Source organism: Lysobacter antibioticus HS124 (assembly GCF_000336385.2).
Classification (GTDB): domain Bacteria; phylum Pseudomonadota; class Gammaproteobacteria; order Xanthomonadales; family Xanthomonadaceae; genus Lysobacter; species Lysobacter firmicutimachus.
In genome coordinates, this window is the sequence record NZ_HG424464.1 from 1 (window position 1) to 13,458 (window position 13,458).

The following is a 13,458-nucleotide window of genomic DNA, read 5'->3' on the forward strand; positions in this document are numbered from 1 at the left end:
CTCCCTGGCTTGGCTGCGCACGGCCCGCCTCCCTGCGGGCCGCCCTCCGGGGCTCCAGGGCGTTCTCGCGAGTTCGATGCGGCGCCAGGCTCTCCACGGCAACGGCAACGGCAACGGCAACGGCAGGCGCTGCGTCGCGGCGGTCGGGGTAGGAGCGGCGCAAGCCGCGACCCACCGCAGTGGTGTGCGCAAGCGTAACCGCCGAAGCCCGGACGATCGGAGCTGTTCGCTCCGCAGTGCGGCGTGCTTCGGATGACGGCGCTGCGTCGCACCGCTGCGGTTGTCGCGGCAGCGGCGCTCCGGCGTCGCCGCTCAATCGGCCGCGGCTTCCTCGCGCAGCTGGCGCGCGCGCGCTTCGCCCAGGTAGCGGTGGATCCAGCGCCGCAGCAGGTAAATCAACGGGATCATCGCGAACGCGGCCAGCATCTTGTAGCCGTAGTTGACCGTGCCGATCGCCAGGAACTGCGGAATCGGCCAATGCTGCGGCCCCAGCACGAAGGCGATGTACAGCACCACGAAGCTGTCGACCAGTTGCGAGACCGCGGTCGAGCCGGTCGCGCGCAGCCATACGTGCTTCTCGCCGGTGGCGCTGCGGATGCGGTGGAACACCGAGACGTCGATCAGCTGGCCGAGCATGAACGCGACCAGCGAGCCGCCGATGCTCCACAAACCCTGGCCGAAGATCGCCGCGAACGCGGCCTGGTAGTCCGGCACGCCCTGAGCCTGGGCCGCGGTGACCCACCAGCCGGCCGGGGCCAGCGCGATCGCCGCGAACGCGAACACGAAGCCGTAGGCGATCAGCAGCGTCGCCAGCCAGGAAATGAAGCGCACGCCACGGCGGCCGAAGAATTCGTTGACCACGTCGGTCATCAGGAACACGATCGGCCACAGCAGGGTGCCGGCGGTGAAGTTCAGCGAGCCGGTCTGGCCGAACAGGTTCCACTGCAACGGCGCGATGCGCAGGGTGTCTTCGAGGGCGAAGATCTTGACCCCGATGAATTCGGCCAGCGCCGCGTTGACGCAGAAAAACGCGGACAGCACGATGAATAAGCGCAGCGCGCGGTCCTGCAGGGTGCGCGTGCCTCCACCGGGGGCCGCGGCGAGCGGCGACGGGTTCGCGCTCACCGCTTCGGCCTCACCCGGTAGATCACGCCGCTCTTGTCGTCGGTGAACAGGAAGCTGTCGCGACCGGTGCGCAGCACGTCGCAGGGACGGCCCAGCACCTTGCCGCCGGCGAGGAAGCCGCTGACCAGCTCGCCGCCGCTGCGGCCGTCGGCCTTGACTCGCACGATGCGATAACCGTGGTCGAGCGCGAGCTTGCTGGCGCCGTGCAGAGCGACCAGGAATTCGTCGCGCAGCAAGCCGCCGTCGGCGGCCGGAAACCAGCTCAGGCCCAAGGCCGAGGCATGCGAAGGAAAGAAGGCGAACGCCTTGGGCACCGCGGCGCAGCCGGCCTTGCGCGGAAACTTGGGATCGGCCAGCGGCTTGCCCTGGTGGTGGTAGCAGTAAGGCCAGCCGTAGTCGGTGCCGTCGCGGACCTCGAACAGGGTTTCGTCGGGCTTGCGGTCGCCGAGATGATCGGACCCCTGGTTGGTCGCGTACAGGCGGCCATCGCGATACAGCAGGCCGACCGCGTTGCGTAGCCCGGTGGCATAGAAGCGGCGGCCGCTGCCGTCGGGGTTCATCTGCAGGATCGCCGCGCGCACGTCTTCTTTTTCGACGCAGGCGTTGCAACTGCTGCCGACCGAGACATAGAGCTTGTCGCCGCCGAAGGCGAGGGTGCGGGTCAGGTGCCAGCCGCCGTATTTGTAGCTCAGGCCGTAGTCGGGAAAGCTCGCCAGCACTTCCGGTTCCGAAGACGGCCTGGTGTCGCCGTTGCGGTAGCGATAGCGCAGCAGCTTGTCGGTGTTGGCCACGTACAGCCAGCTCTTGCCGGCCGGGTCGGTGTAGAAGGCGACGCTGTTGGGATTGCGCTGCTTGTCCAAGTACACCGAAACCTTGGTGTAGCGTTCCTTCTGCTCGTCCCAGCCGTCCAGCGCGTAGACGCGCCCGAGCTTGTTGTCGCTGAGGTCGTGCAGGTCGGTGACGAACAGGCGGCCGTCCGGGCTGCGGGCGAAGAAGCGCACCCGCTTGAGGCCTTGCACCACCGGCACGATGTCCAGATCCGCCGGCAGGTTGAGGTTGAAGCGGCGGCCGTCGTCGAGGCGGACCGGATGCGGGGTCAGCGCGGCGGGGGCGGCGGCGGCCGATGCGGCGCCGAGGGCGAGGAGGGCGAAGGCGGTACAGCGCAGGCTTTGCAGCAGGCGTGAAGTCATTGCGAACGGTCCATGTCGGGCGCCGCGGGTGCGGCGGGGAAGGTATCGGCCGCGGAAGGCACCGAGAACGGAATCGAGGCCGGCGACACCGCGCCGCCGGAGATGATGAAGCTCATGGCCTGATCCACGGTCCAGTCGGTCGGGGTGATCTTCTCCACCGGCACGATCTCCAGGTAGCCGGAAGTCGGATTGGGCGTGGTCGGCACGTACACCGCCGCCAGTTCGCGGCCGCTGCCGGCTTCGCGCAGGACCTTGGTGACGAAGCCGATCGACTTCATCTCGTTGTGCGGGAAGTCGATCAGCACCACACGCTGAGTGCCGTCGGGCTTGGTCTGCAGGATATCGAGCAATTGCCGCGCACTGCCGTAGACGATGCTGGCCAGCGGCACGCGTTTGATCAGCGATTCGAACCAGCGCAGCACGGTCTGGCCGACCACCACCCGCGCCATCGCGCCGGACAGCAGGATCACCGCCAGGGTCGCGATCAGGGCCAGCGCGGTCTGCACCCATTCGGAGCCGAGCCAGGACAACGCTTGCGGATGGGCGAGCGCGAGGTCTTGCAACAGCGGCCCGATCAAGGGCCGGCTGATGTCCGACAGCATCACGAACACGAACTTGACCACGACCCAGGTCAGCCAGATCGGCAACAGGGTCAGCAGGCCGGTGAGGAACAGGCGTTGCAGGGTGGGCGGGCGCATGGCGCCGATTCTAACGGCCCTGTCGCGGCAGCCGCATGGCGGCGTGGGTTCGGAAGGGGGCGCACCGCCCCGCCCGCGGTGGCGCCGGCCCTTGTAGGAGCGGCGTCAGCCGCGACGACCGCAGCGGCGGATGCGAGCGCGGTGGCCGAAGCCCGGTAGATCGGAAGGGGCTGCGGAGTCGTCGGCTTCGGAGGGCGGCGTGGTACTGCGTCGCTTCGGTTGGTCGCGGCTTACGCCCCCTTGTAGGAGCGGCGTCAGCCGCGACAGCCGCAGCGGTGGATGCGAGCGCGGTGGCCGAAGCCCGGTAGATCGGAAGGGGCTGTGGAGTCGTCGGCTTCGGAGGACGGCGTGGTATTGCGTCGCTTCGGTTGGTCGCGGCTTACGCCGCTCCTACAGGGGCGCCGCCGCGTCGCCGCGGCCGTCGTCGCTCAGCGTTCGCGCACCAGGCGGAAGCCGACGTCGTCGTAGCCGCGGCCGCCGCTGAGCGGGCGCTGCGCGGTGCGGCTGCGCCAGGAGGTGCCGCCGACCTGGCGCTGCTGGCAGTTGCGGCCGCAGTCGGCGGACCACATCGACAGGGCGCGGCCGCTGGTGCCGGGCATGCGCTGGGCCTCTTCGGCGGTCGGCAGACGGTAGCTGCGGCCGGTCTGCTGGCTGTACCAGCGCGCGTAGGCCTCGGCGTCGGCGATCGATACGCACACCACCGGCTCGGCCTCGCTCTGGTCGAAGCCCGGCGCGCGCCAGTCCTTGGGCGCGATCACCCGCAACAACGAGACGCGTTCGCGGCACAGCGCCGGGGTGCGGCCGTTGGCGTTGGCGAAGCGCGCGTACTCGCCGCGGCTGACCGGACGCGGATTGAAGCTGACCGCGACGCTGGCGGCCGGCGTAGCCGCCGCGACGCCCGGCGCGCCGCGCGCGATGGCGCCATCGCCGGCGATGCCGCGCGCCTGCGCGACCAGCCGGGTGGAGACATTGCGCGGCAGGCCGAACTCTTCGGCCAAGGCGATCACCTTGCCGGCGTCGGCGCCGTCGCCGCGTCGCGCGGCCTGTTCGAGCCGGGCCTCCAATGCGACGGACGCCTTCTCGCGCAAGCTGCGCTGGGCCGGCGAATCGGCGGTGCCGGTCTGCTGGCCGAGCGCGGTGGCGTTGACCAGGTGTTCGCGGGCGCGCTGGTCGCGGCCTTCGCGCAGGTCGCGGGCCATTTCCTCGGCGAAGGCCTGGGTCAGTTCCTCGACCACCGCGGCGACTTCCGGACTGGTGCTGTCCAGATGCCAGGCGGTGAGCAGGCTGTTGTAGGCGTTGGCGTCGGCCGGCGCAGCCAGGCGGCCCTGGGCGATGTAGTTACGCGCCGATTGCAGCGAATCCTGCAGCGGCGCGGTCGGCAGCGGCGCCATCATCGCCTGGGTCGGGTCCGGATCGGCCGCGGCGTTGCGCGCCGCATCCGTCGCCGGCGCCTGGGCGCGGAAGAAACCGTCTTGTTCGACCCGGTTGAGGCCGAAGGCCAGGGTCACCAGGGCGATCGCGACCACCGCCAGCCCGGCCCAGGCCGGCGTGGCCCAGCGCTTGAGCGGCCGCAGGTGGCTCATGCCGCGCGCGAACGCGGACATCTCGCCGCGGTGCTTGATCTCGCCCATCGCCGCGGCCATTTCCGCGGCGTCGGCAAAACGCTGCTCGGGCTGCTTGGCCAGAGCGCGGTTCATGAAGCGCTGCCAGTGTTTCAGCGCCGGCGGCAGCTTCGGGATCGGGTCCTGCGCGTGCATCACCGCCATCGACAGCGCATCGGGCGCTTCGAACGGCAGCCGTCCGGTCAGCATTTCCCAGATCAGCACGCCGAGGCTGTAGAGGTCGGCGCGGCCGTCGACGTCTTCGCCGCGCGCCTGCTCCGGCGCCATGTAGGCGGTGCTGCCGACCGCCAGCCCGGTCGCGGTCATGCGCGCGCCGTAGCCGCGGCGCAGGGCGATGCCGAAGTCGGCCAGCAGCGGCCGCTCGGCGATGTCGAACAGCACGTTCTCGGCCTTGACGTCGCGATGCACGACGCCGCGGGCGTGGGCGTATTCCAGCGCCGCCAGCAGCGGTTCGACGATCGCCAGCACGTCGCGCTCGCCGCCGGCGAAGCCGCGTTCGATGCGCTTGCCCAGGTGGCCGCGCGGCAGATACGGCATGGCGTAGTAGGGCAGGCCCTCGCGGGTGCGCCCGACTTCGTGGATGCCGACCACGTTGGGATGTTCCAGCCGCGCGATCGTGCGCACTTCGTTCTCGAACCGGCGCCGGCTGACCTCGTCGGCCAGCGCGTGCGGCAGCATGATCTTGATCGCGACTTCGCGACCGAGCGCGGCCTGCTCGCCCAGGTAGACGGTCGACAGAGCGCCGTGGTTGATGATCTCGCGCAGCCGATAGCCCGGAATCTCCGGCATCGGAGCGCTCGCGCCTTCGGTTTGATCGTTCGTGATGGACATCGCGGCCCCATATCGCGACCGGTCGGCAATCCCGCCGCCAGTGCCCGCATTCGAGCTAGTGTGTCTGTTATCCGACCGTGATGACAAGGGGAGCGCAATCGGACGCCGCCGCGATTCGCCTTGCGAACGCGGTCACAGCTTGGGGCTTGGGGCGTTAGGGCGACGTCAGCGTTTGTCGCGCTTGCGCCGCACGTACAGTTGTTTGCGGATCTTGGCGACGACCTCGCCGTCGCCATCGACCACGTCGGTGTCGAACCAGCGCAGGTATTTTTCGCCGTCGGCGGTGGCGGCGCGCAATTCGTCCAGGATCGTCTCGTCCAGGGCGAATTCGGCGCGCACCGTGCCGCGGCCGGGCTTGACGAATTCGATCGAGCCGGCGCGGTCCCAGACGATGTAATCCTTGCCCAGCGCCTGCAGCGCCAACAGCATCCAGAACGGATCGGTCATCGCGAACAGGCTGCCGCCGAAGTGGGTGCCGACGTAGTTGCGATTCCACGGCCGCATCCGCAGCTCGACCGCGGCATGGCGGTAGTCCGGCGCGATCGCGGCGACGTGGATGCCGGAGAACAGGAACGGCGGCCACAGATTGAGGCCGTGGCGCAGGGTGCTGGCTTTCATGCGGGCGACAAGCAGGCGAGGCGGGGAGGGCGGAAACCGAAGCCCCGCCATCCTGCCATACGCATGCGTATAGTCAACCCCGGGCGGCGCGGCCGGCCCCGGGGCGCGGGCTCAGAACAGCAGCGACGCCATCTTGCGCCGGTACTGGCCGACCAGATCGGCGTCCTCGACCACCCGGAAGGCGTCGATCAGGGCCTTGCGCGGCAGGCCTTCCTGGTAGCTGCGGTCGCGCCGCAGCAATTCGATGAACTGGTCCAGGCCGGCCTGGTCGCGGCCGGCGGCGATCAGGCGTGCGCCGAGCAGGTAGCGCGCCTGCAGATCGTCCGGCTGCGCGGCGAGGGCCGCCTCCAGGGTCTCCAGCGGCGGCGCGTCGCGGGTCACGGCGAGGAAGCCCAGCCGCGCGCGGGCGCGCAGGCTGCGGTCGTCGGTGGCCAGGTTCGCCGGCAGGCTGTCGAGCAATTGTTCCGACTCCTGCGCGGCGCCGGTGGCGAGCAGGGCCAGGGCCAGGTCGAGCTGCAGCTCGGGCTTGTCCGGCTGCTCGGCGACTTCGCGGCGCAGGCGCACCACCTCGGCATGCGGGTCCACCGGCGCGGCCTCGGCCGGTTCGGCATCGGCCGGCGCCTCGCCCGGCTCGATGCCGTGGTGCTTGAGGAATTCGCGCACCGCGCTTTCCGGCAGCGCTTCGGCGAAACCGTCGACCAACTGGCCGCCCTTGATCAGGAACACGGTCGGAATCGAACGGATCTGGAACGCCGCGCCGAGTTGCTGCTCGGCTTCGACGTCGACCTTGGCCAGTTCGAACGCGCCGTTGTACTCGCCGGCCAGCTTTTCCAGGATCGGCCCCAGCACCTTGCACGGCTGGCACCAATCGGCCCAGAAGTCGACCAGCACCGGCGTCTGCAGCGATTTCTGCAGCACCTCTTCCTGGAAACGTTCGGTGGTGGCGTCGAAGACGTGGGGCAGGGCGGTGGCGGTCATCGGCTGGCTCTTCAAGGGTTCGGCGCGCAAAGTCCGCGCGGTTCGAATCCGGAGGTGGGGGCGGCGCGGACGCAAGGCAAGCGCGCCGGATCGGTGCGCACGCTAGCATGTGGCGATGAAACGCTCATCCAGGCCCGGCCCGGCGACGCCGGGCGCTTCCGCCGCCGCCGGCGCAGCGGCGGCGCAAGCATCGAATTCGGCAAACCCGCGTCCGCGGCTCGAACCGGCCTTGGCCCTGCTCGCGGCCGTGTGCTGCCTCGGCGCCTTGCTCGGTTTCGGCGCCGCGCTCGACGGCTATTCGCATTGGCGCCATCCGCCCGGGCTGCTCGGCGCGCAGGGCATCGAGCGCGCGGCCGCGTTCAACCTGTTCGGCTTCGTCGTCCCCGGCCTGCTGCTGGCCGTGCTGGCCTGGCGCCTGCGCGAACGCTACGACGCGCTCGGCGCCGCCGCGCGCATCGGCGCCTGGTTGTGCGCCCTGTCGGCGCTGGCCTGGGCCGGGCAAGGCCTGTTGCCCCTGGACCCCAGCGACCTCGATGCCCGCGCCAGCCGTTTGCATGCGGCGATGTGGATGCTGTGGTGGCTGGCGTTCGTGCCCGGCGCGGCCTTGCTCGGGCTGGGCGTGCGCCAGGCGAGGCCGGCGCTGACCGCGCTGGTCTGGAGCGGCGGCGGCGCGGTGCTGGCGCTCATGGCCGCTTCGGAACTGCGCCTGCTCGCCGCGCCGCCGGCGCAGCGCCTGGCGCTGCTGCTGTGGCTGGGCTGCTACCTCGGCGCGGCCTGGCCGGCCGCACGTCGCGGCCTCGCCTGACCCGGTCGTCAGCAAGCCGCAGCGGACGCCGGCGAACCGGCGCCGCCGCGGCGCGCTGCGCATCGGGGCGTCGGCTCAGGGAATCGAGCAGAACATCCCGACGCATTCGTGGTACTCGGCCTGGCAAGCCTGCTGCTCGGCCGTGGTGGTCGCCGCGCGCATGCAGGCGCGATACGGGTAATAGCACTCCGGACACGGCGGCGCGGCCTGGGTCGTGGCGATCGAGAACGCACCGCCGAACACCAGGGCGCAGACGGCGAGCAGGGATTGCGATCGGGTCATGGCGAAACTCCGTTTTCGTGGGGCGCCGCCGCACGCGCACTGACGCGGACGGACGAGGCTCGGGTGGCGAGAGAGGAACTCCTGCCGGACGCAGCCCGGCGGCCTGTTTATGGCATGCCTGCCGAGCGGTCGCCGTGACCGGATTCACGGGGTGATGTGCGGCGCTGCGGCATTTAGAGTGTAGGCGCAAAGGCATTGACGGCCTTGCAACTGAAGCATTTGACTGTTAATCAAAGGGCGCCAGTTAGATCGGCTAATGATCGACGCAATTTAAAGCTAGCGGAAACGGAGTCCAGGGTTATGTATGAGCGATGTCACGCACCAGTACGTGCCAAAAATTGAGTCGTCGGGGGATCACTGGTCCCTGGAATTCGCGGTCCGAGCAAGATGGGCTGAGTATGAAAAGCTCAGATTTTCTTGGGAGAACTTTGCGCCGGAGCCGGTAGACTTGATCCGGGCACGCGTGATAGCAAGCTATTTGCCGCAAGTGGAGCAAGACGATTCGCTTCGAGAGTTTGTGGAAGGTCAGATTCGTATGGCAGCTGAACCAGCCTTTCAACGAACGAGCGCCTTGGGTGAGTCGGTCTTGTCTGAGTATGTTACTTCTTTGCTTCTGTCGCACTCGCTCTGCGAAGCAATCATTAATGATGTGGTTGCGACTAAACTCGCTTCGCTTGGGAGTTACGAGATTTTTGCTTTTGTCGAGCGTGCAACATTTTTAGAGAAATGGAGTTCCGCGCCTAAATTGTGGGCGGATGGGTACTCATTTCCGAAAGGTGGGGCGCTTTATGAGTCCCTCAAGTTCATTAATGAGGAAAGAAATGCTTACACCCATCATAAAGTGGCGCTGACGCTGGATGGTAGGCGGATATCCGAACGAAAAGTCAGGCGCCAATCCATCCCGAATATGCTCGATTGGATTCATCGGTACTTGAGCTTGCCTTATGATTTGGCTGACCTGCTCTGGCGCACACTCAAGATTCCTGGTATGCGCTATTTTCTGATGGGAAAACCCATTCGACGCTGCCCTATGCATGCCAAAGACCTTCCTGGGGAGGGGGGATGAGCTGCTTCTGTGTTCCGAAACTATTCGGATTAGGTTGAGAAGCTTGGACTGACAGTAGGTATTGTCGACTGGCTAGTACGGTGTCAATGTCCGTGTCGGGTTCTGAGTCTGGATCTGTGTGTCCAGTTGCTCGGATAGATGATGTTTTTGGATATGTCGCCGGTTGATCTGCTCGACCTGTTCGAGGTTGCGTTCGGCAGGAATCTGAGCCGCTGCATTCATTTCCACTCGTGTAGTGAAGAACGGATCTTTGTCGCCGTGCGGCGCGTAGACCGCGAACACGTTGGTCTCGCCCTGCGCGGTCGTGTTGCCGATGACTACGCGGTCGAGCCGATGGCTGAGCGGATCGGCCTTGTGTTCGCGAAGTAGTGCAGCTGCGATATTGCTGGATTGCGCATCGTCCCATCTGCCGTCGGCGCGTACCGTCGCTCGGATGCTGTCGAACGCGGGGTGGTCGGGGTGATCGGGATGGTCCGCTCGGAAGGTGGGCGCGTCCGGTGTCTCGTTTCTGGCCACTGGCTCGCGCGGATTTGTCGACTGTGTCGATCGCCCTGAGTGGGTGTGAGATACGGATTCGTACTCGCGGCGGCCGGCGCTGGTGTCGACAAAGTCGAAAGAGTTTCCGCGGCCACCCAGGTCCACCCCAGCGCGTTCGATCTTGCGTGGATCCAACTTCAGTTTTGCCAGATCGAGTTCGATATCGGGGACGTGCATCGTCGTCCCCTTGGCGTATTCCCGACGGGCCTCGTACAGGGTCTCCATGAGGCCGCCGCCGTAGTACGCCCGATAGCCGGAGTCGCCATGCTGCCCCAAGCTTGAGGCGTTGTCCGTATAGCATTGCGCCACGGCCTCCACGGCGGGGCTTACGAGCTTGTTTCCGGTGAACTGGATGCCGCCTTCGCCTAGTGCGATGCCTTTGGCCAGAATCCCGTTCTCGATGCAGGGTGTCGATGGATCTGCCCGGGCCAGGAATTTATCGCGATCGAATGCGGCGGCGACGCCGCCGGTCGTGCGGCTGGCGAGGGAATTGAGGCCGATCAACTCAGCCAGCGCCTCATTTCTTCTGGTGAAGCTAAGGTAACGTTCCACCGAAGCGGTCAGGTCGGCTGCAGTACCGTCGCGCGAAGCGGCCCGGATGGCATCGGTTGTCTCGTAACTCAGCTTGTAGCGCTCGCGCAGTTCCGCATCGGCCAGCAGGGCGTGCCCCGCTTCGTGCCCCAGTACGACCGCCAAGTTGTCGCGATGAGCCAGCAAGCTTCGGGACTGGCTCGAATTGAAGTTGTCGACGTCCAGGTTGATCGTTCCGCTGGAGCCTACATAGCGCCCGCCTTCGTGCGGAGCGTCGGTGATGGCCAGATGCTTCAACGTTCCGCCTTTGATGGCGCTCGCCATGACGTTCTGCAAATAGGGCGAACTGGCGATCGTCGCCTCAAGATCGGACACCGCGTTGGGCGGTAGTCCGTCCTGGTGCGCCAAATCTTCGAGCAGAGGCCTGATTTCCGCGCGCATCTGGCTCATTACCGATCCTCTTCGGTATTGGCTTCGATGATCAGTTCGCGAATGCAAGGCGGAGAGCCGGTGGCTCGTGCGACATCGGCTTCTATGACGAACTCGATGTCTTCGGCTGTCGTCGGCAAGCGATACAAGGCACGTTCGCTCCCATCGCGACGACGTATGTTCTCCGTGGCCCGAAATCCTTTTGTCGCCGTGTGTCGGCGCAGCGTCTCAAGGGGGAATGTGCAATTCGAATCTGTGCCACCGGGGAGCAGCAAAATGCTGGTCGTCCACTTGTCGGGTCGCTCGCGATAGAGCGCCTTGCTTGAGATGAAATAGGTTCCGCCCTCTGTCAACGGCCCTGCGACCGTGTTTCCGTTGCGTTCGGAAAGTTCGACCCCGACTGCGTCGCCGACGCGTTCCGGGGATAGATCTCGCGAAGACCTGAGGCTATCGATGAGCTGCAAGGTGATCGCGATCAATTCGTTTGCAGCCAGTGCCTTGCCCTGTGCGGCCGGTCGTTCGTTGGCGGGCTGTGGCGGTGCGGCCGATGTGTTCGTGGACTCTCGGGCGATGCGGTCCAGCATCGCGGCTACTTCATCCGCGGCGCGTTCGCCGCCCTCAGGGATGGGCTGAGTCATGGGGGCGTCCTTTTCCTGGGGGGATGGCTGGGTTGGCTTCTGTGCGCAGCCGGCCACCGCCAAGCAGGCCAGCAGGCCGATGGCGGTAGATCCGACAGGGCGGAAGGGGAGGGGCATAGCACGTCCTTTGCCGGGGATGCGATTGACGCGGTCGAGCGCGACTTGGGTCGAGTTTACGCCCGCCCTGTCCGGCGGTCTCCTTAACATTCGTCTACAAAACAGTCGCCGGTTCTTGCGCCGGTAGGTGAGCTGCAGAGGTCCAGAGGGGCAGATAGGGGCCTGTTCATGCCGCTGGCTTGGCGGGCTGAAACAGGTGAGCATTCTCGCTAAAGTCCGCCTGGAGCTCCTGCGGTATCTGGCTCAGGAATCGTTCGAAGCTCGAGAACGAATCTCCGTACGTGGTGCCCGGCGGCCGGCGCGCGAAGATGGTCCAAGGTGTCGTGTTCGCGCCCTGGTCGTGCAGGATCGCGACCCAATCGGTGCCGATCACACGGAAATGAAAGCTCCGCCAACGCTCGCCGTTTCCGTTGAGTCGACGGCCTTCGTAGGCGAGAAACGGCAAGGCCTTCAGCGCGGCGATATGAGCGGCGACATCGGAACGCTTCGGTCGCCATAGTGCGATCCAATCCTTGAACATGCTGGAGGGCTCCAGGAACGACATCCGCCACGATGCAGCGACAGGGGCGGCCGACGTAATCGATCCGGACCGTCAGACCTGCGTCCGCGGGCGCAGGCTCTCGCCGCAGCCCCTGCCATCGCGACGCTGCTCCGCCGACGAGCGCCGCAGATGCCCTTCGCCCCATACGCGCACGGCTTCGACGATCGGCGCCACGGTGCGGCCGTACTCGGTGAGTCGGTAGATCACCGGCGCGGGAACTTCGCCGGTCGGCGTGCGCACGACGAGGCCGTCGGCTTCGAGTTCGCGCAATTGCTCGGCGAGCACTTTTTGCGAAATCGGTGCGGCCCGGCTGCGCAGGCCGGCGAAGTGCAGTTCGCCGTGCGCCAGCCAGTACAGGAGGGTCAACTTCCACTTGCCGCCGATCGCCGCGAAGGCCGCCGCCAGCGGGCAGCCTTCGAGCGGATTGGGGCGGGCCGGATTGGGTCGAGCATGGTTACCTGCAGGTGCCTTCTTGTTCATGGCGGCCTTGTACTCGCATCCTCGCCGCATCATGGGAGCGAGGACGAGACGATGCAATGCAAGGGATCGAAATGGATCGGTAGCGCCTGTCTGGCGATCGCGCTGCTGGCGCCGAACGCGATCGCGCAACAGCCGCCGCGGCAAGGCGTTGCCCGCGCGTTGCCGGGCGACGGTCAACAGGATTTCGACTGGGAGATCGGCGTGTGGAGGACCGAACTGCGCCGGTTGGCGAATCCGCTGTCGGGGTCGCAGGAGTGGCTCGATTATTCCGGCACCAGCGTCGTGCGCAAGGTGATGGGCGGGCGCGGCAATCTGGTCGAGCTGCGCGTCCAAGGCGCGGCCGGACAGATCGAGGGCGTGAATCTGCGCCTGTACAACCCGCAGGTGCGGCAGTGGAATCTGCACTACGCCAGCCTGCGCAACGGCGTGTTGACGTCTCCGATCCACGGCGGCTTCCGCCAGGGGCGCGGCGAGTTCTACGGACAGGAGGATCTCGACGGGAAAGCCGTCCTGGTTCGCTTCGTCATCACCCGCATCGCCGCCAATACGGCACGGTTCGAGCAGGCGTACTCGCAGGACGGCGGGCGCAGTTGGGAAGTCAACTGGATCGCGACCGATACGCGCATCGGCGGCGGTGAAGGCGGTCGCTAAGGCGGCTTGGAGCGACGAAGGGCGCGCGGCGTGCGCAGCGGCGCGAAGGCGCCGCGCACAGGGAACGGAGGGGGTTGAGCTCGCTTGGTCCCCTCCGTCCCTTGGAAGTTACAGCGCTTGCTTGTAAACCTGCCCGTCCTTCATCACGAAGTCCACCTTCATCACCGCGTTGATGTCCTCGACCGGGTTGCCGGGCACGGCGACGATGTCGGCGCGCTTGCCGGCTTCGATCACGCCCTGGTCGTCCACGCCCAGCACCTCGGCGGCGCGGATGGTGGCGGCCTGCAGGGCCACGGCGGCGGGGATGCCGGCTTCCACC

Annotated in this window: 15 protein-coding genes; 3 read left to right on the top strand and 12 right to left on the bottom strand. The window is 67.0% G+C overall.

Annotation, left to right across the window (positions count from 1 at the left end; genetic code table 11):
* Window positions 1-312: 312 nt before the first annotated feature.
* From TX83_RS05550 to trxA, 6 genes are all read right to left on the bottom strand, one after another.
* Entirely contained in the window at window positions 313-1,125 is an 813-nt protein-coding gene (locus TX83_RS05550; protein WP_064746945.1) for a queuosine precursor transporter, read from the bottom strand.
* The gene (locus TX83_RS05555; RefSeq protein WP_141233372.1) at window positions 1,122-2,315 is read right to left on the bottom strand and encodes a PQQ-dependent sugar dehydrogenase; all 1,194 of its coding nucleotides are present in this window, start codon (window positions 2,313-2,315) and stop codon (window positions 1,122-1,124) included. The genes TX83_RS05550 and TX83_RS05555 overlap by 4 nt, the downstream gene beginning before the upstream one ends.
* Complete coding sequence (locus tag TX83_RS05560; RefSeq protein WP_079248059.1) at window positions 2,312-3,013, bottom strand: DUF502 domain-containing protein; 702 nt, start codon at window positions 3,011-3,013, stop codon at window positions 2,312-2,314. The genes TX83_RS05555 and TX83_RS05560 overlap by 4 nt, the downstream gene beginning before the upstream one ends.
* 428 nt (window positions 3,014-3,441) lie before the next feature.
* Complete coding sequence (locus tag TX83_RS05565) at window positions 3,442-5,466, bottom strand: bifunctional serine/threonine-protein kinase/formylglycine-generating enzyme family protein (protein ID WP_064746946.1); 2,025 nt, start codon at window positions 5,464-5,466, stop codon at window positions 3,442-3,444.
* A gap of 165 nt (window positions 5,467-5,631) precedes the next feature.
* A complete protein-coding gene (locus tag TX83_RS05570) occupies window positions 5,632-6,084 on the bottom strand; it encodes a DUF4442 domain-containing protein (protein WP_064746947.1) in 453 nt (150 codons plus the stop codon).
* Window positions 6,085-6,195: 111 nt separating this feature from the next.
* Window positions 6,196-7,062, bottom strand: coding sequence for a thioredoxin (gene trxA, locus TX83_RS05575; protein WP_064746955.1), 867 nt, complete (start codon window positions 7,060-7,062; stop codon window positions 6,196-6,198).
* A 229-nt stretch (window positions 7,063-7,291) separates the two neighbouring features.
* Between trxA and TX83_RS05580 the strand changes: the two genes are divergently transcribed.
* Window positions 7,292-7,867: a DUF998 domain-containing protein gene (locus TX83_RS05580; protein ID WP_064746948.1), complete on the top strand. Its 576-nt coding sequence runs from the start codon at window positions 7,292-7,294 to the stop codon at window positions 7,865-7,867.
* Between the two features lie 75 nt (window positions 7,868-7,942).
* Here TX83_RS05580 and TX83_RS05585 read toward each other — a convergent pair whose 3' ends face one another.
* On the bottom strand, window positions 7,943-8,149 hold the full coding sequence (locus tag TX83_RS05585) for a hypothetical protein (RefSeq protein WP_064746949.1): 207 nt from the start codon (window positions 8,147-8,149) through the stop codon (window positions 7,943-7,945).
* Between the two features lie 304 nt (window positions 8,150-8,453).
* Between TX83_RS05585 and TX83_RS22570 the strand changes: the two genes are divergently transcribed.
* Window positions 8,454-9,215, top strand: coding sequence for a hypothetical protein (locus TX83_RS22570; protein WP_141233373.1), 762 nt, complete (start codon window positions 8,454-8,456; stop codon window positions 9,213-9,215).
* Between the two features lie 72 nt (window positions 9,216-9,287).
* Here TX83_RS22570 and TX83_RS05590 read toward each other — a convergent pair whose 3' ends face one another.
* From TX83_RS05590 to TX83_RS05600, 4 genes are all read right to left on the bottom strand, one after another.
* A complete protein-coding gene (locus tag TX83_RS05590; protein WP_064746950.1) occupies window positions 9,288-10,733 on the bottom strand; it encodes an XVIPCD domain-containing protein in 1,446 nt (481 codons plus the stop codon).
* Window positions 10,733-11,350 carry a hypothetical protein gene (locus TX83_RS22575; protein ID WP_141233374.1) on the bottom strand — a complete coding sequence of 206 codons (618 nt, stop codon included), beginning with the start codon at window positions 11,348-11,350 and terminating at the stop codon, window positions 10,733-10,735. The genes TX83_RS05590 and TX83_RS22575 overlap by 1 nt, the downstream gene beginning before the upstream one ends.
* Window positions 11,351-11,633: 283 nt before the next feature.
* Window positions 11,634-11,987 (bottom strand): hypothetical protein, encoded by a 354-nt coding sequence (locus TX83_RS05595; protein ID WP_141233375.1) that lies wholly within the window; start codon window positions 11,985-11,987, stop codon window positions 11,634-11,636.
* A gap of 72 nt (window positions 11,988-12,059) precedes the next feature.
* Entirely contained in the window at window positions 12,060-12,545 is a 486-nt protein-coding gene (locus TX83_RS05600) for a winged helix-turn-helix transcriptional regulator (RefSeq protein ID WP_261370024.1), read from the bottom strand.
* On the opposite strand from TX83_RS05600, the gene TX83_RS05605 reads away from it, so the two are divergent.
* On the top strand, window positions 12,540-13,139 hold the full coding sequence (locus TX83_RS05605) for a hypothetical protein (RefSeq protein ID WP_064746952.1): 600 nt from the start codon (window positions 12,540-12,542) through the stop codon (window positions 13,137-13,139). The two genes, TX83_RS05600 and TX83_RS05605, sit on opposite strands and share 6 nt — an antisense overlap.
* Window positions 13,140-13,247: 108 nt before the next feature.
* Here TX83_RS05605 and TX83_RS23765 read toward each other — a convergent pair.
* The coding region (locus TX83_RS23765) for an amidohydrolase family protein (RefSeq protein WP_261370026.1) at window positions 13,248-13,458 on the bottom strand (211 nt) is incomplete at its 5' end.